Source organism: Streptomyces sp. NPDC104831, from assembly GCF_055583025.1.
This window is the reverse complement of sequence record NZ_JBVJOT010000055.1, coordinates 34,255-56,783: the sequence shown is the minus strand read 5'-3', so window position 1 is coordinate 56,783 and position 22,529 is coordinate 34,255. Positions and strand designations below refer to the sequence as shown.

General features: G+C 75.1%; 12 protein-coding genes. 4 read left to right on the top strand and 8 right to left on the bottom strand.

Annotated features, from left to right (window positions below):
- Positions 1-157 precede the first annotated feature (157 nt).
- Together ACZ63H_RS30600 and ACZ63H_RS30595 are read right to left on the bottom strand one after the other, a co-directional pair.
- Positions 158-691, bottom strand: a complete 534-nt coding sequence (locus ACZ63H_RS30600; protein WP_469870622.1) for a 2,4'-dihydroxyacetophenone dioxygenase family protein — start codon at positions 689-691, stop codon at positions 158-160.
- Positions 692-1,433: 742 nt separating this feature from the next.
- Positions 1,434-2,201 carry a class I SAM-dependent methyltransferase gene (locus tag ACZ63H_RS30595; RefSeq protein ID WP_469870621.1) on the bottom strand — a complete coding sequence of 256 codons (768 nt, stop codon included), beginning with the start codon at positions 2,199-2,201 and terminating at the stop codon, positions 1,434-1,436.
- Positions 2,202-2,293: 92 nt separating this feature from the next.
- Here ACZ63H_RS30595 and ACZ63H_RS30590 point away from each other — a divergent pair, with 92 nt between their 5' ends.
- Positions 2,294-2,842, top strand: coding sequence for a winged helix-turn-helix transcriptional regulator (locus tag ACZ63H_RS30590; RefSeq protein ID WP_469870620.1), 549 nt, complete (start codon positions 2,294-2,296; stop codon positions 2,840-2,842).
- 656 nt (positions 2,843-3,498) lie between these two features.
- Here the strand turns inward: ACZ63H_RS30590 and ACZ63H_RS30585 are convergent.
- A complete protein-coding gene (locus ACZ63H_RS30585; RefSeq protein ID WP_469870618.1) occupies positions 3,499-5,607 on the bottom strand; it encodes an NACHT domain-containing protein in 2,109 nt (702 codons plus the stop codon).
- A 606-nt stretch (positions 5,608-6,213) separates the two neighbouring features.
- Between ACZ63H_RS30585 and ACZ63H_RS30580 the strand changes: the two genes are divergently transcribed.
- The 3 genes from ACZ63H_RS30580 to ACZ63H_RS30570 all read left to right on the top strand — a co-directional run bounded on the left by ACZ63H_RS30580 (position 6,214) and on the right by ACZ63H_RS30570 (position 12,507).
- A complete protein-coding gene (locus tag ACZ63H_RS30580) occupies positions 6,214-9,207 on the top strand; it encodes a type 2 lanthipeptide synthetase LanM family protein (protein WP_469870616.1) in 2,994 nt (997 codons plus the stop codon).
- A 38-nt stretch (positions 9,208-9,245) separates the two neighbouring features.
- Entirely contained in the window at positions 9,246-9,446 is a 201-nt protein-coding gene (locus tag ACZ63H_RS30575) for a hypothetical protein (protein WP_469870614.1), read from the top strand.
- Positions 9,447-9,594: 148 nt separating this feature from the next.
- A complete protein-coding gene (locus ACZ63H_RS30570) occupies positions 9,595-12,507 on the top strand; it encodes a helix-turn-helix transcriptional regulator (RefSeq protein ID WP_469870612.1) in 2,913 nt (970 codons plus the stop codon).
- Here the strand turns inward: ACZ63H_RS30570 and ACZ63H_RS30565 are convergent.
- The 5 genes from ACZ63H_RS30565 to ACZ63H_RS30545 are packed head-to-tail and all read right to left on the bottom strand — an operon-like array spanning position 12,400 to position 22,522.
- Entirely contained in the window at positions 12,400-13,254 is an 855-nt protein-coding gene (locus tag ACZ63H_RS30565; protein WP_469870610.1) for a thioesterase II family protein, read from the bottom strand. The two genes, ACZ63H_RS30570 and ACZ63H_RS30565, sit on opposite strands and share 108 nt — an antisense overlap.
- On the bottom strand, positions 13,251-15,050 hold the full coding sequence (locus ACZ63H_RS30560; RefSeq protein ID WP_469870608.1) for a non-ribosomal peptide synthetase: 1,800 nt from the start codon (positions 15,048-15,050) through the stop codon (positions 13,251-13,253). The genes ACZ63H_RS30565 and ACZ63H_RS30560 overlap by 4 nt, the downstream gene beginning before the upstream one ends.
- Positions 15,043-18,012 carry a type I polyketide synthase gene (locus ACZ63H_RS30555; RefSeq protein ID WP_469870606.1) on the bottom strand — a complete coding sequence of 990 codons (2,970 nt, stop codon included), beginning with the start codon at positions 18,010-18,012 and terminating at the stop codon, positions 15,043-15,045. The genes ACZ63H_RS30560 and ACZ63H_RS30555 overlap by 8 nt, the downstream gene beginning before the upstream one ends.
- Entirely contained in the window at positions 18,009-21,248 is a 3,240-nt protein-coding gene (locus ACZ63H_RS30550) for a non-ribosomal peptide synthetase (protein ID WP_469870604.1), read from the bottom strand. The genes ACZ63H_RS30555 and ACZ63H_RS30550 overlap by 4 nt, the downstream gene beginning before the upstream one ends.
- On the bottom strand, positions 21,245-22,522 hold the full coding sequence (locus ACZ63H_RS30545; protein WP_469870602.1) for an ATP-grasp domain-containing protein: 1,278 nt from the start codon (positions 22,520-22,522) through the stop codon (positions 21,245-21,247). Before ACZ63H_RS30545 ends, ACZ63H_RS30550 begins: the two co-directional genes overlap by 4 nt.
- Between the last annotated feature and the right edge of the window lie 7 nt (positions 22,523-22,529).

Below are 22,529 nucleotides of genomic sequence, written 5' to 3'. Positions count from 1 at the left end.
GGGGAGGGGACGGGAGTGAAGACGGGTCCTCTCCCGCTCCCTTGCACCGGCGCCCCCCCCCCCCCCCGGTTCCCCCCTCCCTCCCCGCCCCCCCCCCCCCGCCCCGAGGAGGGGTTCTGGTCATGGCGACCTCATGTCGGGTTCCGGGCGCTGCCGGTCAGCGGAACAGGGAGTCGACGTAGTCGGCGCCGATGCCGACCTCGTCGTAGTGGCGGCGGCACATCTCGATGTAGTCGTGCACGTCGAAGAAGCCGGTGGGCTCGCCGTTCTCGTCCAGCCAGATGAGCGGGCCCTTGACGATGAAGAGCGCCTTCATCGGCTGCTCGCTCTCGTACGCGACCAGGGTGTGGCCCTCGCCCGGGGCCTCGTACACGAAGTCGCCGGCGCTTGCCGTCCAGGGGCGCTCCAGGTAGCCCCACTTGCCGGAGATGGTGTACGCGAACACCTCGTGCGGGTGGTAGTGGCGGTTGACCAGACCCGCCTCTTTGGCCCGCAGGATGTCGGACCAGGTGTTGTCCTTGACGTTGATCCACAGCGGGCGGGAGCTGACGGTCTCGGTGAAGGGCGCGTAGTAGCGGTCGTCGTCGGTGGCGACGTCGGAGAGGTACACCTCCGGCAGCGCGTCCGGCTTGAACGAGTTCTCGATCGGCTTGAGGTTCTTCCAGAACTCGTTCTTCGGCTGCTCAGGCATGGACGGACTCCCTCGGCTCGTTCATCGGGTGGTTGGCTGGAAGTCAATCCCGCGACGCATGTCCTGTCTGTCCCGTACGGGACACCTTCCTTTGCCTGTTCCGGACGTCCGCACCGTCCGGCACCGCCGGCCGCCCGCCGTGGAAGGCACGTGCGCCACGGGGAGCCCTGATGCGTCCAGCGCGCGCATCGCGGCGGTCCGCCGCTCCACCGCGTCCGCGAGGGCGGGGGCCGCCCGGCGCGGCGGCGCCACCTCCTGGTGCGCGGCGACCGCGCGGCGGCAGCCGTCCGGGGCGGTCCGTCTCCTGGGGCGCACCGGACCGGCAGGCACGGCCGCGGCTTCCGGGGGCGTCCCTGCCGGCTCGCGCGGGGGCACCGTGCCAGGCGGGAGGTTCTCCAGGGCGCACACCACCGCGCGGCGGGCCGGCCCGTTCGCGGCCCGCGATGACGCGAGTCTGCTCCGGGCGCGTCCTCGTCGCCCGGACCGCCGACTCCGGGCAGGCGGTGAGCGGCGCGGCGGGGCCCGCACGGCGGGCGCGGTGAGGCCCGAGCGGTGGGCGCGGTGAGGCCCGAGCGATAAGCGCGGCGGGGCCGGCGCGGTGGGGCCGGCCTTTCCGGTACCGGGCGGGAGGGCGTGCGGGGTGCGCCCTTCGCGTCGGGTGCCTTCCTGCCGGCCGCCTGGATCGGCTTCGACGCGGTCCAGCGCGGTCGCGTGCCTTACGCCGGAGTACCGGGAGCGTGGCTCATGCCCGGCGGACCGCGTAGCCCAGATACGTCACCGCTGGGCTGCCCTCCTGGTCGAGCACCATGTCGACCAGTTCCGGCAGTCGCTCGTCGGTGAGCGTGCCACGCCTGCGCCCGCGCGTCGCGCGCACCAGACTGCGTACGTCGCGCGGCTTGAACGCCGAGACGTCCTTCGCCGACAGCCCGGCCCGGTCGAGGGCCTCGGCGAGTTCGGCCGGACGGCGCAGCCGGTGGGCGGCGTAGCGGCCGCGGGGCATGATCCGGGTGCCCGGGAAGGCCTGGAAGGCACCGAGGTAGATCAATCGGGACACAAGGGTGCGGTTCACTGTGTCGTAGACGAAGGCCCCGGCAGGGCGCAGCACACGCGCCGCCTGCGCGAGGACCGCCTTCGGCCGTTCGGTGATCTCTAGGGTGTCGGCGCAGTACACGAGGTCGAACGTGCCGTCCGGCAGGTCGAGTTCCTCCGCGGGTGACGTCAGGTACGTGATGCCGAGCCCGTCGTCCGCGTCCCGGGCGAGGGCCGTCGCGGCGGGAGAGGGGTCGGCGGCGACGACCTCGAAACCCAGCCGGGCGATGCCCCTGGCGGGGAGGCCGCGTCCGCTGCCGATGACGAGCGCCCGGCAGCCGGCCGCCGTGAGGCTCAGTTCCGAGAGCACGAGCCGCAGATACTCCATCCGTACGGACTGGAAGGTCAGGGCCCGGATGTGGCGGCCGTCGACGGCCGCCCGGTCGGCCGAGTCGACTGCGATGCGCGGGGTGGTGGACACGGCAGACTCCCTCGACGCTCAGCGTAAGTTCCCTGAGGGAACCTAGCATTGACGAGTCCCCTGAAGAAACCCGCCGTCGATACGATCGACGCGTGACCCGCACCTCCCTCTCCGATGTCGCGTGCTCGATCGCCCGTGCGACCGATCTGTTCGCCGACGCCTGGACCGCCCTGATCATGCGCGACGTCCTCCTCGGCATCCGCCGCTTCGACGAACTGGCGGAGGACCTCGGCCTGTCCCGCAAAGTCCTCGCCGCCCGGCTGGCCCGCCTGGTCGAGGAGGGCGTACTGACGCGCGAGCGCTACCAGGACAGCCCGCCGCGCGAGGAGTACGTGGCCACGGAAAAGGGCCGGGAGCTGTATCCCGTCCTGCTGGCACTGATGGCCTGGGGTGACAAATGGTACGCGGGGCCGGCGGGACCGCCCGCCCGGATCCACCACGACGCCTGCGGCCACGTCACCACACCGGTCGTGGCCTGCGACACCTGCCGGGAGCCGCTCACCGTGGCCGACACGACGCAACTGCCCGGCCCCGGCGGACGGACAGGACCGGGCACACGGCTGTTGGGACCGTTGCTCGCCACCCGGCACGAGGGGACCCCGGCCACGGCCCCGAAAACCGCCCGATCAGCTCCTGCATGATCCCGCTGCTTGCCATCGGCCCAGGTCTTGCGCACTCGACGTCCCGCCCCGGCTCGCCCTGCTCGTGACAGGCACGGTGGGGGCCTTGGGAAGCAGAACGGGCACAGGCCCCGGTGATCATGGAGCTGCGCGCTCTGTGATCACCAAGGAGCCCTGTGTCCGCGTTTCCGTCATGGCTGCCCGAACCGCTCTGGGACCAATTCGTGGGCTGGGCCCTCCCCAGGCGAGCGCGGCCAAAGCTCGGGTATGACGGACGGAGACGGCAGCCCGCTGGATCGTGCCCCGGCTGGCGCCCACCGCAGCGACTCTCCGTTGCTCGCCCCCGCCCTGGGCGGCCTGGTGGTGTTGCAGACGCCCATCCCGGGCCAGCCGGCGTTGGCACGTGGAACGCACGCGTGCCGGGCAGAGACCGACCGTTGGAACGCCTGCGTGCCGCGCTCGATCATCCGGGAGTCCACGCGCCTCCCTCGACAGGCGACGGGCGAGCCGCGGAAGGGCCGACAGTGGGACTCCCCTATTGTCGCTTTCGATAGGGTCCGGACGTCCGTGCTCTCCCTGATGGGCCCCGACATCACGGCAGTGCGTGCGGGTTGGCCGCACAACAGGCCGATCGCGGCGCGACGCACAGAGGCGTCCACCGGCCGTGTCCCCGGCTTTCATGTTGTCCGTCGAACACCAGCTGTCCGTTGGCCCGAGGGTTGTCCCGGGTCGGCCAGATAACGCTGCAACGTGAGGTGGCGGAACTGGTAGACGGTGCCGAGGCGGCGCAGGACTCCTCGGTGTACGTGGGCGTCGTTGAGAAAGTGCATGAGGCGCCAGGGGAGTCGTCGTCGGGTGGCCAGCAGGAGGCGTGCCGCGGTGTAGCGCCACCACAGTGCTCCGCCGGTGGCCAGCAGGGTGCCGAAGGCCGGACCGCAGAGGGCTCCGAGCCACGGGCGGGTGCCGTATGCGAATACCGGGCCGGCGGTGAGGGCGCCGGTGATCCACAAGCCGATGAACGCGCGGCGGTCGGCGACCAAGAGGTCGCGCGGGCTGTGCACGGTGGACGTGGTGGGCACGCCGGCGCTCAACCCGCCCGCGAGGCCGCCGACCAGGGCAGCCGCCAGACCGGTCGTGACCGCGTTCCGCAGGCCGAACGGCAGGCCGAGGGCCAGGCCGGCAATGAGCCCGCAGCCGGCTCCCACCGCGACGAAGAGGTTGGGCAGCCAGCCGATCCGGATGGTGGGTCCCGAGTACTCGTCCAGGGGGCTGAACAGGGTTCCCACGACGGTACTGGCGCACAGCAGGGCCACCACCAGGGCGCCGCCGCCCAGCGCCGGCCACCCCAGGAGAAGACCGGCGAGCAGGCTTATGAGCAGGCCGGCTACACCCGGGACGAGGATCAGTTGGCGATAGCGGAAGGACGCCGAAATCTGCCACCAGGCAATGTGGGGCCGACCTGCCAGCCTGCTCTGCAGGTGCTGGGCCAGGAAGGTGAGGTAGCGCTCCGCCTGCCGCAGACTCCAGGGACATGGATGGGAGGGGTGGGGGCGGTAGGCAGCAGGCACGAACGCACGGAACAGGTGGTCCTCGACGGTGTTCCGTGACGACCGGTCGATGTCAAGGAGGTCGTCGGGGTGCGGGACCGCGTCAGTCGATCCCCCCGGACGCGGATTGTAGACGGTGCGGGCCAGGAAAAGCCCGAGCGGAGTGCTCAGAGCCTGCGCCAACGGCGAGTGGGGGTCATCTCGCAGGACGTTCGCGACCCTGGACCAGCGTCCGGTGTTCGCACCGAGTCCGTCGTCGGCATCCCTGGCCAGATACTTGAGGGCCTCACCAACGCCTAAGGGTTGGAGAACAATCCCGGCGACGCCGTTCAGCCGCACGACGGGAGCGTCCCATGCCGGTACGCGGGTCTGCCCGTATTCGGTAGTGCGGCTGGACAGAACCAGCGGCTCATGGGACGAAAACGCCTCGTTGACCGCCTGCAGAACGTGGGCGCGGAGAGCACGGGGCACTTCGTCGAGACCGTCGAAGAGCGGGATCACCCGTCCGCTCTCCACCAAGGCGCGGGCCAGGGAGCCGTCCTGCGGCCCGGGAGCCGCGCCGATTCCTTCGGCGGGGGCGCGGAGCGCCGGGTGCTCCTGGACCAGTTGGTGGGTCATCCAGGTACGCAGGTCCTGACGTGTCGGATCGAAGGACGCCAGGGCGAACAGGAACGGTGTCGGCCCGCCGGGCTCGCGGTGGCCAGGGCGCAGCAGCGCAAGCAGCAGCCGAATCAGGAGCATCGTCTTGCCGGATCCCGGCTCCCCCAGCACGACCAGTCGGCGTGTGGGGATCCGCTGGAGGAAGACAGCCTCGATGTCCTGTCCCGAGCCGCTGAGTTCCTCGACACCATCGGCCCAGCGGCCTCGATCGTTCGACGGTCCACCCGGGGCCTGCTCGGCGAAGGTGCGCAACAGGCGCCAGTTCTCCGTCACGTCAGGGCCGGCCGCAAGCCAGGCGACCGGCAACGGGTACGGGTCGTTCAGTCTGCGGACCCGGCTCTCTGCCTCCCATTGGCGTCGCGTCGCCTCCGCCAGGAGGTCAGCGGCTTCCGCCAGTGGCATACCATCGGATGCCGGCGTTCCCCGCCGCAGCCCGAAGGCGGTGACCACCAGCGGCGGCAGGCCAAGGAGCGCGGCCACCACACCGATCACCTTGCCTATGTCGTCGACCCGGTCGACACCCCATGCCCACAGGACTCCGGTCACGGTCAGCAGCACCGTCAGCGCGTACAACCGCACCGGCCACCGTGTTCCTCCACCCATGCCGCAGGCCCTTCACTCCGCCTTCGTCCGGCCGCACTCGATCGTGCCCGAGGAGGACGGCCCGTGGCGTGAGAACAGCGGAAGACGCCGCAGCAGCCGCGTCGTCGCATTCGGTACTGCCCGACGCACACCCCGTGATTGCCCGCCGAGGTGATGGGTGTCGCCGCCGTGGCACGAACCGGCTCGCCCAGACCGCCGCCACGGCCCCAGCAGACGTCTTCGACGCGCGGCCGGCGGGCTTGACTGTTCGCACGCATCTCGGAGTACCTCCGTCGCGCCTGACCAGCGCAACCCGTTCGGCCAAATCCAGTTGTTGCCGCAGGGTTTGGTTAACCGTCGGTATCGAGTGAGCGGGCCCGTGCGAGCGGTGTCACCCGCGCTCCTGGCCCCTCGGCCCCCTCCCCGTCGGCCTCTTGCCCGTCCCCGGCGGTTCCGCATGGGGGTGGGGCCCCCATCTTTCTGCCGGCCGCCCCGGACCCGTGGGTGTCCTCCCCCGCAGCGAACCGGCCCGAACGCACCGGACGGCTCGAACTCTTGTCGGAACACGAAAGGCCTGCAATTGTCAGGCCTGTGATCAACACCATGGTTGCTCCCGCCGATTCGGCCGTTTCCGGCCGGCGGCAAAGCGGACCGACCGCCGCCGGACTCCCCCACGACCCGCAACCGGAGTGGGCCGCGTTCGTCGCGGCGGCGATCGCCGCCGCCCCGCTCGCGCCGGTGGTGCCGGCCGGCGAACTGCCGGGCACCTCCGGTTTCCGGTTCGTCCTGGCCCCCTTCGCCGAGCTGGCCGCCTCCCGGCTGCCGGCCGCCGTCCCCGACACGGATCTGCCGCGCCTCAGGGCCGGGTTCACCGACCAACTGGCCCGGCGCCTGGCCCGGCAGGCCGCCCGCACCCTGGTGCTGGAGCTCAACGTCGCCCGGGTGGACGGCCGCCTGACCGGTGACACCCCCGCGGCCCGGTTCCGCGCCTTCCTGGCCCAGACGTCACGACAGGACGGCCTGTCCGCCCTGCTGTCGGAGTACCCGGTGCTCGGCCGGCTGCTGGCGCAGACCTGCATCGACGCCGCCGACGCCCTGACCGAACTGCTCGACCGCCACACCGCCGACCGGACGGAGCTGGTCCGCACCCTGCTGCACGGCACCGACCCCGGGCCGCTGGTCTCGCTCCGCGCCACCGCCGGTGACGGGCACCGGCACGGCCGCAGCACCGCGGTGCTCACCTTCGCCGACGGCTCCCGGGTGGTCTACAAGCCGCGCCCGCTGACCGCGCACCGGCACCTCAACGAGTTGGTCGGCTGGTTCAACGGACAGCCGAACGTGCCGGAACTGCGCACCGTCGCCCTGCTGGACCGGCCCGGCTACGGCTGGCTGGCCTACGTGGCGGCCCTCCCCTGCCGGGACCGCGGCCAGCTGGAGCGGTTCTACCGGCGGCAGGGCGCCTGGCTCGCGCTGCTGCACGCGCTGGACGCGACCGACCTGCACTTCGAGAACCTCATCGCCCGGGCGGACCACCCGGTGCCGGTGGACGTCGAGACCCTCTTCCACCCCCCGGTGTCCGGCTCCGCCCCTGACGGCGACCCGGCGGCGTCCGCGCTCGCGGCCTCGGTCCACCGGGTCGGTCTGCTGCCGCTGCTGCTCTTCGGCGAGGACGGCACGTTACTGGACGCCTCCGGTCTGGGCGGCGACGCCGGGGCCGTGGCGCCGCTGCCGGTGGTGGCCTGGGCGGAGAGCGGCACCGACCGGATGCGGCTGGTCCGCCGGGCCGGGACGATCGCCGGGGCCGACAACCGCCCCCGGCTCGACGGGACGTACGCCGACCCGGCCGAGTTCACCGAGGCGCTGGTGGCCGGATTCCGCGCGGGGTACCGGGCGATCGCCGCCGGACGGGAGACGCTGACCGGACCGCGGGGCCTGGTGCACCGCTTCGCCGAGGACGAGGTGCGCGTGGTGCCCCGGGCCACCCAGGTGTACGCCACGCTGCTCGACGAGTCGACCCACCCGGACGTGCTGCGCGACCCGGCCGACCGCGACGGGCTCCTGCGGCTGCTCGGCACGGACGCCCTCGGCTCGCCGGGGCCGGCCCGGCTGCTGGAGCACGAGATCGCCCAGCTCTGGGACGGCGACGTGCCGTTGTTCACCACCCGGCCCGGCCTCACGGACCTGTGGTCCGGCACCGGCCGGCGGATCCCGGACGCACTGGAGCGGCCGGGTCTGGAGCGGGTGGTGGAGAAGATCCGTGCCATGGGGCCGGCCGACCTCGACGCCCAGGAGTGGATCGTCCGGGCGGCGCTGGCCGCGAGGTCCACGGCCTCCGCCCACCGGGCGGGCGCACCGGCCACCCGGCGCAGTGGCACGGCCCGACCGGACCTGACGGACCGGCCGGCGGCGGAGCGGCTGCTCAGCGCGGCGCGGCGGATCGGCGACCGCCTGGCGGACGGCGCCCACCGGGGCCGCGGCCGGGCCAACTGGCTCGGCCTCGAACTCCTTACGGACCGGGCCTGGCGGTTCGGTCCGGCCGGGGCCGACCTCGGGCACGGCTACCCGGGCCCGGCGCTGTTCCTCGCCGAGCTCGCCGCGCACACCGGGGAGCAGCGGTACGCGGACACGGCGCGCCAGGCCCTCAGCCCACTGCCCGCGCTGCTGGAACGCCTCGCGGCGGAGCCGGAGGACCTGGCGGCCGTGGGCCCGGGAGCCTTCGCCGGGCTGGGCGGCATCGCCTACGCGCTCGCCCGGACCTCCGCCCTGACGGACGACCCCGAGCTGGCCGGCTGGGCCGGCCATGCCGCCGAACTCACCCGCGCCATCGCCGAGTCCGACGCCGCCACCGAGGCCCCCGGCGCGGCCGGGGCCGCCGACGGGCTCCGGGGCGGAGCCTGGGCGGACGGCTGGGCCGGGCTGGCCGAGGGGACGGCCGGCGGGCTCGCGGCGCTGCTGGCGGTGCACGAGACCACCGGGAGCGCTGCGGCCTGGCACGGCGCCGCGCTGTTCGCCGAGCGGCTGACGGACCGTCCGCTGCCGGCCGCCCCCGGGTTCGCCGAGGGCGCGGCCGGGGTGGGCTGGGCCCTGCTGCGGTTCGCGGGGGCCGGCGGCGGGGAGCGGTACGAACGCGCGGGCCTGGCGGCGCTGCGCCACGCGGCCCGGCGCGTCCCAACCGCTGCGCCCACCGGCCTGACCTGGTGCCAGGGCCTGCCGGGGGCCGCCCTGGCCGTGGCCGACAGCCCCGCCGCCCTGGCGGATCCGGAGCTGGCCGGGCTCACCGCGCGCGCCGTCCGCGAGCTGGCGGCCGCCGGTCCGCTGCCCGGCCACGCCCTGTGCCACGGCGAGTTGGGCGTCCTCGAACTGCTCGGCCATCTCCCGGGCCCCGGCGCGCGCGAGTCGCTGGACCACCGGGCGGATGCCCTGGCCACCGCACTCGACCGGGCGGGCCCGGTCTGCGGTACCCCCGGCGGCCTGTCCGTTCCCGGCCTGCTGACCGGGCTGTCCGGCATCGGACTGGGCCTCCTGCGGCTCGGCTCGGCCGGGCGCACAGCTTCGACGCTGCTGCTGCAGCCGTCGCCATCAGCGCGGCCGTCGTGAACCGACGGCGCGACCTTCACCGAGAGGAAACCCGACCCATGAACGTCGAAGAGTTGGTCCGCAGCTGGAAGCAGCCCAAGGCGCGCGGCGACCAGGCCGCCGACCACCCCAGCGGGCGGATCTCGCTGCGCCCCGGCGGCGGCGCCCGCCGCAGTCGGCTGCTCTCGGGCTTCGACGAGCACTCGATCATCGGGACCCTGACCGTGACCGTTCCGTTCGCACCGGAAGCGGTCGGCTAGGGCCGGTGCGCACGCCCGGGCGCCGACCGGGCGACCGAGACCTTCGGCCGGTGCGCCCGTGTTCGTACGGGCGCTCCGGCCGTCGTGCGGCCGGTGCGCCGGTGATGATCCCTGTCCGCACGCCGGTCGATCAAGTAGCCTCCACGGCATGCGCATGACTTCTTCACATGTCGTCGGCCGGGACGCCGAGCTGGCCCTGGCGGACAGCCTGCTGTCGGACGCCCGGCAGCACTCCGGCCGTGCGCTCTTCTTCCTGGGAGAGGCCGGGATCGGCAAGTCGCGGCTGGCCGGCGAGTGCGAGTCCAAGGCCGCCGCGCTGGGCCTCCCGGTGCTGCGCGGGCGCGGCAGCCCGAGCGGCTCCGGCACCCCGTTCCGGCCGCTGGCCGAGGCACTCTCCTCCCGGTTCCGGATCGGCGGGCCTCCGTCCGACCCGGCGCTCGCGCCCTACCGCCCGGCCCTGGCCAGACTGATCCCGGAGTGGCGGCCCGCGACGGCCGTCGGCCACCCGGAGGGCGTGGTCGACCTCGCCGAGGCGCTGCTGCGGCTGCTGGCCGTGATCGGCAAGCAGCACGGCTGCGTACTGGTGCTAGAAGACCTGCACGACATGGACTCCGAGACCATCGCCGTGCTGGAGTACCTGGTCGACAACCTCGCCGGGCTGCCGGTGCTGCTGGTCGGCACCCTGCGCCCGCAGCCTGGCCCGGCCCTCGACCTGGTCGACGCGGCCGACCGGCGGCGGGCCGCCTCGGTGGCCACCCTGCGGCCGCTCGCGCCCGGCGCGGTGCGGGCGATCACGGCGGGCTGCCTCGGGGTGCCCGCCGCCGGGGTGCCGGCCGAGCTGGTCGAGCGGCTGGTCGACGGCGGTGACGGGAATCCGTACCTGGTCGAGGAGTTGCTGGCCGAGATGGTCGGCTCCGGCCTGCTGCGCTGGGGCGGCGGCGGGGGCTGGCAGGTGGCCGGCGATCTCTCCGCCACCGTCCCGGCCACCGTGGTGCGGGGATACCGCCGGCGGATCGAGTCGCTGGACCCCGAGGCCCAGGAGGTGGTGCTGCTGGCGGCCTCGCTGGGAGCCCGGTTCTCCGTCGCCACGCTCCAGTTGATCACCGGGGCGGAGGACCGCTGTCTGTTCGCCCGGCTGCGCTCCGCCGTCGAGGCGGGCCTGATCGTGCCCGACCCGGGAGCGCCGGACCGGTACGCCTTCCGTCACGCGCTGACCGCCGAGGCGGTGCTCGCCAGTCTCCCGCCGGCCGAGCGGGCCGCGATCGCCCGGCAGGCCGCTGTCGGCCTCCAGCAGGCCGACCCGGAGCTGACCGACGACCACTGCCAGCTGGTCGCGGACCTGCGGATCGCGGCCGGTGACCTGGCGGACGCGGCCCTGCTCTACGCCGAGGCCGGGCGCCGGGCACAGGCCGACGGCCTGTCGGGGACGGCCGTGGTGCTGCTCGGGCGCGCCCACGAACTGGCCGACCCGTCGGCCCGCACCGCGATCGCCGAGTCGCTGCTGTACGCGCTGGCCGACGCCAGGCAGCTGGACCGGGCGCTCGCCCTGGTCGACTCGCTGGCCCCGGCCGGGGCGGCGGCACTGTGCCTGGACGCCCGGATCGCCCTGCACACCCGGCTGGCCTGGGTCGCGGTGGCGGCCGAGCGGCGGGCCGACGCCGTCAGCCAGATGGCGGCCGCCCGGGCGCTGCTCCAGGACGGCGGCACCCCCGAGCAGGGCGCCGCGCTCGCCGTGGTCGAGTGCGAACTGGCCCTGCTGCCCGGGCAGGGCGGGTGCACCGCGGAGACCGAGCGGAAGGCCCGTGCGGCGGCGGAGGTCGCCGAGCAGACCAAGCTGCCCGTGGTGGCCTGCCAGGCCTGGCAGCTGCTGGCCCTGCTGGTCCGGGAGCGCGGCTTCGACATGGCCGACGCCTGCCTGGAGCGGATGCTCGCCGTCGCCGAGACGCACACCCTGCCGCTGTGGCGGGTCGAGGCGCTGACCAGGCTGGGTGCCAACACCTACCTGCGGACCGGCGACATCCGCCGGCTCGAACAGGCATGGGAGGCCGCGAACGAGCTGGGCGCGATCCAGCTGGCCCAGACCGCCGAGAGCGTGCTCGCGATGAACGCGGTGCTCCGGGGCGACCCGCGGCGGGCCGAGGAGATCCTCGCCCGGTGCCTGGACGCCAGCGCGCGGATGGGCAACCTCGGCACCCGCCGGTACCTGCTGCTGGTCTCGGCCACCCTCGGCGCGCACCGGGGCCGCCGCCGCGAGATGGAGCGCGGACTGCTGGCGTTCCGTCAGGCCGGGGGCGCCGAATCGCAGCTGAACCCGGTGATGCTGGGCCTGTGCCGGGCCGTCTGCGCCCTGCTGGAGGAGGACCGTACGGCCGCCCGGGCCGAGCTGGCCGCCGCGGCCGCCTGGGAGTCCCTGCACCCGAACGTCTACTACCTGGCCGGCCGGTACGGGCTCAGCCCGCTGCTGGAGGTGCTGGCCGGCCGGGCGGCCCGCACGGACTTCGCGGCCGTGGCGGCGAAACCGGCCGCCGGACTGGCCTGGAACCGCCAGTTCCTGATGCTCGCCGACGCCGTCCTGCTCGGCCGGGAGGGCCGGGGCGAGCAGGCCGCCGGGGTGGTCGAGGACTTCCGCCGGCACGCCGCGATCTTCCCGACCGGCCACCACCTGGGCCTGCGCCTGGTCGCCGAGGCCGCCCTGGCCGACGGCTGGGGCGACCCGACGTCCTGGCTGCAGGCCGCGGAGGAGTACTTCCACCAGCTCGACGTGCCCGCCGTGGTGAGCACCTGCCGGGCGATGCTGCGTCAGGCCGGGGTGACCGTACCGCAGCGCCGCAGCGGCCGGGAGCTGATACCCGCCGAGCTGCGCGCGCAGGGCCTCACCCCGCGCGAGTACGAGGTACTGGCCCTGCTCGTCGACCGTCCCGGCAACCAGGACATCGGCCGGCGGCTGTGCATCTCACCGCGCACGGTCGAGAAGCACATCGCGAGCCTGCTGCAGAAGACCGGCCTGGCCGGCCGCGCCGCTCTGAGCCGGCTGGCGGCCGAGCTCTCCGCCGGCGGCTGAACCAGCCGCCCCGGGCTCCCGGCAGCGGCCGAGCGGGTCCAGGTACAGGTCCAGCGGTGGCTCGGGCGCGAGGTAGAAGTGCCCGCCGGGCAGCGTCTCGTGCCGGAACGCCCCCCGGGTGAGCTCCCGCCACAGCTCGCCCTGACGGTGCGTCACGTGCGGGTCGTCCGCCCCGCGCACCACCAGCAGCTCGCAGGCCAGCGGCGGCCCCGGGCGGTACTCGTACCGCTGGAACAGCTCGAAATCGGCCCGCAGGTAGGGCAGTACGAGTTCGCGGACCCGGGGGTCGGCCATCAGCTCGGCGTCCGTCTGGCCCATCGCGACGATGCTGCGCACCGCCGAGTCGTCGTTCCAGACGGCGCCCCGCGCCGAGACGTGGGCCGGGTCGTGCGGGGCGCGGGCCGCCGAGACCACCAGCCGCCGCACCCCGCGGCCCTGTTCCTCCAGCCGCCGCGCCACCTCGTAGGCGACGATCGCACCCATGCTGTGTCCGAACAACGTGACGGGCCGGTCCAGTTCGGGCAGGACGGCGGCGCACACCTCCTCGGCCATGGCGTGCAGGTCGTGGTGGCAGGGCTCCGGCAGCCGGTCGGCCCGGCCGGGGTACTGGACGCCGAGGACCTCCACGTCGGTGCGGCCCCGGGTGGCCCAGCCGCGGTAGTAGTTGGCCGATCCCCCGGCGTGCGGCAGGCAGATCAGCCGCCGCGGGGCCTCGGGGCGGGGCTCCAGGACCCGGACGGTGCTCACGCGCCGACCTCCTGACGATTCGTCAGTACCATGCCGTGCAGCTCCTCGAAGGAGCGCAGCCCGTAGACGTCGGCGAAGTCCAGCCGTACGCCGAAGGTGACCGCGATCGACTCGATCAGCAGGATGAGGTCCAGCGAGGTCCCGCCGGAGTGGAAGAAGTCCTCGCCGCTCTCGGCGGGCGTCCCGGTCCGCTCCAGCCACAGCCGGGCCAGCTTCGTCCGGTCGTCCGCCCCGGCCGCGGGTGCCTCCTCCGGCGCGGGGGTGGACGGCAGGGCCTTCAGGGCCTCGCGGTCGACCTTTCCGGAGGGCTTCAGCGGGAACTCCGCGACCACCACCAGCTCGTCGGGCACCAGCTGCCGCGGTGCGCGCTCCGCCAGCCGGGTCCGGACCGCCCGCGGGTCCACGCCTTCGCAGGCCGCGCGGACGAAGGCGCGGACGTGCCGCTCGTGGCCGGTACCGACCGCGGTGGCGACCACTTCCCGTACCTCCGGGTCGGCGGCCAGCAGGGCCTCCACCTCGGCGAGGTGGATCCGATGCCCCCGGACCTTGATCTCGTCGTCCTCGCGGCCGCGGAACTCCATCACCCCGCCCGCGAGCAGGACGGCCCGGTCGCCGGTGCGGTACATCCGGGCGCCCGGCAGGTCCGAGAACGGGTCCGGCAGGAAGCGCTGCTCGGTCATGGCCGGGTCGCCCGCGTAGCCGAGGGCCAGCCGGTCGCCGCCGAGGTAGAGGTCCCCCACCCGGCCGGGCGGCAGCGGGCGCAGCCGCTCGTCCAGGACGTGGCAGGTGGTACCGGCCAGGCCCGCTCCGATCGGGACCGATCCCCCCTGCCGGTCCCAGCCGTTGAGCGAGAAGGCAGTGGAGATCACGGTGTTCTCGGTGGGCCCGTAGGTGTTGAGGAACTCCAGCTCCGGGAAGCGGTCGAGGATCCGCACCGCCTGCTCGCGCGGCATCACGTCACCACCGACCATCAGAGTGCGGAGCCCGCCCAGCGCGTCGGGGTCGCGGTCCGCCAGCAGCGCGAACACCGCCGGGGTGAGCACGGCGGTGGTGACCCGCTCGTCCCGGAGGAGCTCGGCCGTCTCGTGCAGGGACAGCGCCCGGCGCGGGGCACAGAGCACCGAGGCGCCCACCAGCAGGGGCGACCAGATCTCGTACATCGCGGTGTCGAAGGTCAGCACCGTGTGCACCAGGAAGGTCTCGTCCGGGTCGCGGCGCAGCACGCCGGGCCGCAGGCACAGCGCGGTGAGCGCACCGTGCGGCACCGCGACCGCCTTGGGCGTGCCGGTCGAGCCGGAAGTGAAGATCACGTAGGCCGGCCGGTCCGGGTCCCCGGCGGGCAGCGGGCCGAGCGCGTCGGCCGGGCCGGCCTGCTCGATCAGCTCGCGGACGTGCCGGGCCTCCGCGCCGATGCCCTCCGGCACGCGGTGTTCCGAGGTGGCCAGCACCAGCGAGGCGCCGGCGATGGCGGTCATCCGCTCGGCGCGCTCCGGCGGGCAGTCGGGGTCGATCGGCACGAAATGCCCGCCCGCCAGCAGGACTGCGAGCATGGCCACCAGTGTGTCGCGGTCGCCCACGCCGACGACGCCGACCGCGTCACCGGCCCCGACTCCCTTGCCGTGCAGGGCGCCGGCCAGCCGGACCGCCCGGTCCCACAGCTCGGCGTAGGTGGAGCTGCCGGTGCTGTCCCAGGCCGCCACCTTGTCCGGGTGCTCGGCCACCTGCCGGCGGAACACGGCGTCGACGCACTCGAAGTGCTCCCGGCCGGGGCGGCCGGGCAGGGTCGCGCTACTCATCCGTTGCCTCCTTCTGCGACGGCGTCATGAGCCGTTCGACGAGCCGGGCGTGATCGCCCATGGTGCGTGCCAGCAGCAGATCCCGGAGCGGGATCACCACCGTGAAGACCTGCTCCAGCCGCCGGGCCAGCCGGATGGCGAGCAGCGAGTCCCCGCCGTTGGCGATGAAATCCGCGTCCTCGGTGAGGCCCGGGTGGCCGAGGAGTTCGCGCCAGGCGGCGGCCACCGCCCCGGCGGGGGACGGCGTTTCGGCGGCGGTCGCCTCCGCCGGGGCGGCCGCCGGGCGCTCCGGGGTGCGTGCGGGGACGCCGGCCGGGGCCGGGGCGGCCGCCCAGACCGTCTCCGGCGCGATGTGGCGCTCACCCCCGAAGGAGGTGCCCGGAAGGTGCAGCCGACGGCCGGCCGGGATCAGCGCCGACAGCTCGACGGGCTGGCCCTCGGCCCACAGCCCGGCCAGGGCGAGGGCGAGTTCGTCCTCCGCCCGGGGGCCCTTGCCCGGCACCAGCGGGAGGCTCTCCAGCCCGGCGGCGGCCGCCATGCCGGAGAGGGCCTGGCCCGGCCCGATCTCCACGGCCAGCGCACCGGGGTACAGGTCGCGGACGGCGGCGATGCCCTCGCCGAAGCGCACCGTCCGGCGGACGCCCTCGGCGAGGACGGTCAGCGGGACCTCGGTGCCGGCCGGCACCACCGTGCCGTCCAGGGTGGACACGTAGGGCAGCGAACTGCGGCCGCCGGTACGGCCGGAGAGGCGCGCCCGGAGGACCTGGGCGGCGGGCTCCATGGCGGCGGAGTGGAAGGCGTGCGAGGTGCGCAGGCGCCGGGCCGGGATCCGGCCGGAGAGCCGGTCCTCCAGCGCCCGGACGGAGACGGCCGATCCGCTCAGCACACAGGCGCCCGGGCCGTTCACCGCCGCGATCTCCAACCCGGCGGCAGCGTTCGCCGGTTCGGCCAGCAGCGCGCGGGCCTCGGCCTCGGAGCAGGAGAGCGCCAGCATCGCGCCGGGCGGGCAGGCCTGCATGCTGCTCGCCCGGACGGCCACCAGCTCGACCGCCGCCGCGAGGTCCAGGACCCCGGCCAGGCAGGCGGCCGTCACCTCGCCGAGGCTGTGCCCGGCCAGTGCCGCCGGGCGCAGCCCGAGCCCGTCCAGGGCGCGGACCGCCGCGTACTCCAGGGCGAACAGCGCGGGCTGGGCCAGCTCGGTGGCGCGCAGCAGCTCGGCGGGGAACTCCGGGTCCCGCAGCGCCCGCCCGGCCAGCCTGGCCGTGAAGGGTTCCATCACGTGCAGGCACTCCTCCAGGGCCTGCTGGAACCCGGGCAGCTGGGCCTGGAAGGGCAGGGCCATGCCCGGCCGCTGGGCGCCCTGTCCGGGGAGCAGGAAGACCAGCGGCCGCGGGCCGTCGAGCGGCACCCGGCCGCGGACCCGCCCTGGGCCGCCGCGCAGTGCCCCGGCCAGCTCGGGGCCGGTCCGGCCGACCACCGCGAGCCGCTCGGCCAGCGGTGCCCGGCCGGCCCGCAGGGTGAAGGCCACGTCGGCGGCGTCCGCCTCCTGCCCGGTCAGTACCTCGGCCAGCCGGGCCGCGGTCGGCTCCAGGCCCTCCGGCCGGACGGCGGAGAGGGTGAGGACCGAGGTCCGCTCGGCCGGGATCCGGTCCGCCGGGTCCTTTCCCGCCGGGACGGCGGGTGCCTGTTCCACGATCACGTGCGCGTTCGTCCCGCCGATCCCGAAGGAGCTGACGCCCGCCCGGCGGGGCTCGGGGCCCTGCCAGGCGCGCGCCTCGGTGGGCACCCGGAGCGGCGAGTCCAGGTCCGCCAGCAGCGGGTTGAGGCTCTCGAAGTTGGCCACCGGCGGTACCTGGCCGTGCTTCAGGACCAGCAGCGCCTTGTAGAGCGCGGCCAGTCCGGCGGCCGCGTCGAGGTGCCCGATGTTCGCCTTGAGCGCGCCCACCGGGATGGTCCCGGCCGGGCCCGCCCCGCGCAGGGCGGCGGAGAGCGCCGACCACTCGATCGGGTCGCCGACGTAGGTGCCGGTGCCGTGCGTCTCGACGTACCCGAGCGAGCCGGGCGCCACGTCGCCGGAGCGCAGCGCCGCCCGGATGACGGCGGTCTGGCCCTGCGGGGCGGGGGCATTGAACCCGGCCTTCGCCGAGCCGTCGTTGTTGACGGCCGAGCCGAGGATCACCCCGTGGCAGGCGGTGTCCGGCCCCAGGTCCTCGAAGCGGCGCAGCACCACCGCGATCACGCCCGAGCCGCCGACCGTCCCGGTCGCCCGGGCGTCGAAGGGCCGGCAGCGGCCGTCGGCCGACATGATGCCGCCGCGCAGGTGGGTGTGGCCGGCTTGCGGGAAGCCCACCGAGGCGGCCACCACCACGGCCTGGTCGCAGTCGCCGGCGTTCAGCGCCTGGACGGCCAGGTGGACCGCGACCAGCGAGGAGGAACAGGCCGTCAGCACGTTGACCGCCGGGCCTTCCAGACCGAGCCGGTAGGCGATCCGGCCGGCCATGAAGTCCCGGCCGGTGCCGACGTGCAGGGCGGCCAGGGTGTCCGCCGAGGCGGCCGGGTTGCCGAGGATCCGCGACAGGTACTTGCTGCTGGAGGAGGAGGCGAAGACCGCGGTGCGCAGCCCGTCCGCCAGCGGACTGCGGCCGGCGTCCTCCAGCGCCGCCCAGCTCGCCTCCAGCATCAACCGGTGCTGCGGGTCGATGAGTTCGGCCTCGCGGGGGCTGATCCCGAACAGCTCCGCGTCGAACCGCTCGCCGTCCTCGATCAGGCCCCGGACCGGGACGTAGGCCGGGTCGTCGAGCAGGTGGCGGGGCACGCCCCGGGCCGCCAGCTCGACGAGGTCGAGGGTGCTGGTGAGCTCTTCGCCCGCGCAGACCGCCGCCCACCACTTCGCCGGGTCCTCCGGGCCGGGGAGCCGGGCGTGCAGGCCGGTGACGGCGACGTCCAGGGAACGGTTCCTCACGTCCCGTCCCCCGTTCCGGCCGCCCGCCGGGAGCGGCCCGCGGCGAGCCGGAGCCGGCGCTGGTGCGGGCCGCCGTCCCCGTCCCCGTCCCCGTCCCCGTCCCCGGCGTCCGCGGACCGCACCACCGGTTCCGGCCCGGGCGTGTCGCCGCCGCTCGCGGCGAGCAGCGCGCTCTGGGCGTCGATGGTGGTCGCGGTGAACAGTTCGACGATCGGCACCCGGGTCCTCGCCCGGTCCTCCAGCTCCATCTGGAGCAGCGGCACCAGCAGGGAATGCCCGCCCGCGTCGAAGAAGTTGACGTCTCCCGCGGCCGGTGCCTCGCCGAGCACGGCGGCCCAGGCGGCCCGCACCAGTGCCCGCGGGTCCGGTCCGGTGGCCGGGGCAACCGCGGGCTCGGCGGGCTCGGGGGCCCCGTCCTCCTCGGTGCGGAGCTCCACGTTGCGCAGCGCCTCGCGGTCCACCTTGCCGTGCGGGGTGCGCGGCAGCTCCGGGACCACCCGCAGCACGCCGGGCACCATCGCGGGCGGCAGGGTCTCGGCGAGCCGGGCGCGCAGCTCCCGGGGGTCCACCCCGTCCTCGGTGACCAGGTGGGCCGTGAGGCTTCCCCCGCCGGGCGCGAGCAGCACGGCGGCATCGGTCACGCCCTCGGCCGCGCGCAGCGCGCTCTCCACGGCGCCGAGCTCGACCCGGTGTCCGCGGACCTTGACCATCTGGTCCCGGCGGCCCAGGTAGCGCAGGCCGCCGCCGGTGCCCCAGCGCACCCAGTCCCCGGTCCGGTAGGACCGGGCGCCGGGCGCCGTGCCGAAGGGGTCGGGGCGGAACGCGGCCTCGGTCGCCTCGGGCCGCCCGAGGTAGCCGTGGGCCACCCCGCGGCCGCCCACGTGCAGTTCGCCGGCGGTGCCGTACGGCATCAGCCGCCCCTGCCGGTCCAGCACGTAGAGGCTCGCCCCGGGGACGGCCCCGCCGATGTCGACCGGACCGGGCGCCTCGAAGCGGCGGTAGGTGCTCCACACCGTCGCCTCGGTCGGTCCGTACTCGTTCACCAGCGGCGTGGCCGGGAGCAGCGCGAAGTGCCGCTCCAGCAGCGCCTCCGGCAGCACCTCGCCGGCCGTGGTGACCACGTCGAGGGTGCCCAGCGCGGTCCGGTGGGCCCGCTCGGCCCGGTCCAGCACCGCGGCGTACAGGGCCGGGACGGCCAGCAGGGCCGTGACGGCGTGGGTCTCGATCAGCCGCAGCAGTCTCTCCGGGTCACGGACCTCCTCGGTCCGCGCGACCACCAGCCGGCCGCCGGAGGTGAGGGTGCCCCAGAGCCCGGCCACCGAGGAGTCGAAGGAGAGCGGCGAGACCAGCAGGAAGGTGCGGTAGCCGCCGTAGGTCAGCCGGCGGGCGGTGGTGGAGGCGGCCAGCGCGCCGTGCCCGATCTCCACGCCCTTGGGTTCGCCGGTGGTGCCGGAGGTGTAGATGAGGTAGGCCGGGTCGTCCGGCCCACTGCGGTGCGCCGCCCACGCCTGGTCCGGCGGCATCGCCGGGGCCTCGATCGGCACCACCTCGACCTGCGGGAGGCGCTCCTGCCAGGCGGCGTCGGCCAGCACGAACCCGGCCCCGGCGTCCGCCAGGACGGCGCCCAGCCGGGCGGCGGGGTGGCCGGGATGAAGCGGCAGGTAGACGCCGCCGGCCCGGAGCACCGCCAGCACGGCTACCACCATCTCGGCGGAGGGCTCGGCCAGGACGGCCACCGGCGCCCCCGGGCGCACCCCCTGCGCGGTGATCCGGGCGGCCAGGGCGTCGGCCCGGGCCAGCAGCTGACCGTACGTCAGCTCGTGGGGGCCGCAGACCACGGCGGGCCGGTCGGGGTCGGCCAGCGCGATCTCCGCGACCGCCTCCTGCACCGCCCGGAAGCCCTCCGGAAGCGGTGTCCCGCGGCCGGCGGCCAGCAGCTCGGCACGCTCCCCGGCGGAGAGCAGCTCCAGCGAGCCCACCGCGGCCTCGTCGTCGGCGGTCAGCCCGCCGAGCAGGGCGGCCACGTGGCGGGTGAGCTGCTCGATCAGGGCCGGCCGGTAGCGGGAGGTGCGGTAGGTCGCCAGCAGTTCGGCCGAGGCGCCCTTGTCCCGCAGCACCAGGGTGAGGTCGTACTTGGAGATCCGGACCGGGAGTTCGAGGCTGGTGACCTCCAGCCCCGGCACGTTCCGGGGCGCCTCGCGGGCCTCGAAGTTGAACAGCACCTGGAAGACCGGGGTCCGGGTGGCGTCCGGGGTGATCCGGAGCTTGCGGACCACCTCCTCGAAGGGGACCGACCGGTGGGTGAAGGCCCGCAGCAGGCCGCGCTGCACGGCGCCGCAGAAGGCCGGGCCGGTCTGCGCCGGGTCCACGTGCACGCGGACCGCGGCCGGGTTGACGAACATGCCGACGGTGTCCACGAAGTCGGCGGACCGGGTGTCCATGGTCGAGCCGACCACCAGGTCCTCGGTGTCGGTGTAGCGGGCCAGGGTGAGCGCGAAGGCGCTGAGCCCGACCACCTGCGCGGTGGTGCGGTGCCGCCGGGCGTATGCGCGGACCGCCTCCCAGGTCCGCGCGGGGAGCGGCACCCGGACCACCGCGCCCTCCTTGTCCGCGGTCCGGGTGGCCGGCTCGAAGCCGAGCGGCTCCGCGGTCTGCGGGAGCCGCAACTCCTCGACCCAGGCGTCGAACTGAGCCGGGGCCGGATGGGCCGCGGCCTCCCGCTCGACGTACTCGGGGTAGGGGCGGCCGGCCGGGGCCGGCTCCCGGCCCGCGTAGGCGGCGAACAGGTCACCGGTGATCAGCGCCATCGAGCGGCCGTCCACCACCGCGTGGTGGGCGTTCAGCACCAGGACGTGGTCCTCGGGCCCGAGTACCAGCAGCTCCGCCTCGGCGAGCCGGCCGCCGACCAGGTCGAAGGACCTGGTCACCACCCGGTCCAGCTCGGCGGGCAGGTCCTCGGGAGGGACCTCCCGGACCGCGAGGCCGAACTCCTCGGCCGGCCACCGTGCGCGCCGGGGCTCGTTGTCCACCTCGAACAGCCGCAGCCGCAGCTCCTCGTGACGCTCCACGACGGTCCGCCAGGCCCGGCCGAGGGCCGCCCGGTCGAGCGGTCCGCGCAGCCGTCCGGCCCAGGGGGCGGTGAACTCCGCGCTCCCCGGTTCGAGGACGTGCGCCAGCCAGAGCCGCCGCTGCGCGGACGACAGCCCCCCGCTCGCCTCGGACACCTGCTCCGTCATCGACTTCCCCTCTCGTGCGTGTACGTGAACGTGGGCCGGAAGGCTTCCGGTATCGCCGCGGTGAGCCGGCCGAGGGCCGCGTGGTCGGGCACCCGCCCGTACAGCCGGCCGAGCCGGTCGGCCGCACCGGTCCGCCAGTCGAGCGGCTGGCCGGGGCGGCCCCGGACGTCGACCAGGTCGACCCCGGGCAGGGCGCGCAGCCGGTCCAGTCCGCCGACCTCCACCAGGCTCCGGGCGCCGGCCGGCGGCACCAGCGCGTACTGGTAGGTGACCTGGTCGAACTCCGGTGGGCCGGGCGCCGGCCGGCCGAGGGCGAGCAGCAGGGCGGTCTCGACCACGTCGTACCCGGCGCCCCGCCGGAGCAGGTCGGCGACCAGCCCGCCGACCCGGCCGTTCACCTCGATGACGCGTGGGCCGTCCGGGGTCAGCTTGATCTCGGTGTGCACGACGCCGTCCCGGACTCCGAGGGCCCCGACCGCGGCGTCCGCCAGCGCACGGACCCGCTCGGCGGTCTCCGCGCGCAGGGTGTGCGGGACGAAGGACCCACGCTCGCGGAACGGCTCCTCCAGCCGGAACTTGCCGGTGACGCAGAGGAGTCGGCGGTCTCCGTCGTGGACGGCGGTCTCCACCGAGACGTAGTCCCCCCAGTCGGGGCCGGCCTCCTCCGCCACCCCGGTGAGCAGGCTCTCCACCAGGAGCACCGCCCCGGCCGGGGCGGACCGGAAGAAGTCGGCCGCCAGCCGTTCGGCCTCCTCCGCGCTGTCCGCCCGGCGGACGGAGCGGCTTCCGGTGCCGGTCCGCGGCTTGAGCACCACGGGCAGGCCGGTCTCGGCGACCGCCGCGGCGATCCCGGCGGGTTCGGCCACCGGCACGCAGCGGGTGGTGTCGATCCCGGCCGCGGCGAACAGCCGCCGCTGGAGCAGCTTGTCCGTCAGCCGCCGGGTGGTCTCCGGGCTGTGCCACCGGGTCAGCCCGAGCGCGGCGGCCAGCTCCCCGGTCTGGGCCAGGCGGTGCTCGCTGAAGGTGAGCAGGCCGTCCGGCTCCCGGGCGGCCACCGCCGTCGCCGCCTCGGCCGCGGCGAGGCCGCTGACGTCGCAGAGCTCGAACCGGCCGCGCAGTCCCCGCAGCAACTGCGTGACGTGGGGCGAGCGCTGGTCGATCACCAGGAAGACGTCGGCTCCGCAGGCGCGGGCCGCCGAGGCGATCTCCCCGGGCCCGGCGGCGCCGTCGTCGTAGACCACGCCGAGCCGCGGGCTACCGGATCTGCTGTGCATACCCATC

Coding starts and splice junctions, on each gene's coding strand:
- ACZ63H_RS30600 (WP_469870622.1), bottom strand. CDS start 691: ATGCCTGAGCAGCCGAAGAACGAGTTCTGGAAGAACCTCAAGCCGATC.
- ACZ63H_RS30580 (WP_469870616.1), top strand. CDS start 6,214: ATGGTTGCTCCCGCCGATTCGGCCGTTTCCGGCCGGCGGCAAAGCGGA.
- ACZ63H_RS30575 (WP_469870614.1), top strand. CDS start 9,246: ATGAACGTCGAAGAGTTGGTCCGCAGCTGGAAGCAGCCCAAGGCGCGC.
- ACZ63H_RS30570 (WP_469870612.1), top strand. CDS start 9,595: ATGCGCATGACTTCTTCACATGTCGTCGGCCGGGACGCCGAGCTGGCC.
- ACZ63H_RS30560 (WP_469870608.1), bottom strand. CDS start 15,050: ATGAGTAGCGCGACCCTGCCCGGCCGCCCCGGCCGGGAGCACTTCGAG.
- ACZ63H_RS30550 (WP_469870604.1), bottom strand. CDS start 21,248: ATGACGGAGCAGGTGTCCGAGGCGAGCGGGGGGCTGTCGTCCGCGCAG.
- ACZ63H_RS30545 (WP_469870602.1), bottom strand. CDS start 22,522: ATGCACAGCAGATCCGGTAGCCCGCGGCTCGGCGTGGTCTACGACGAC.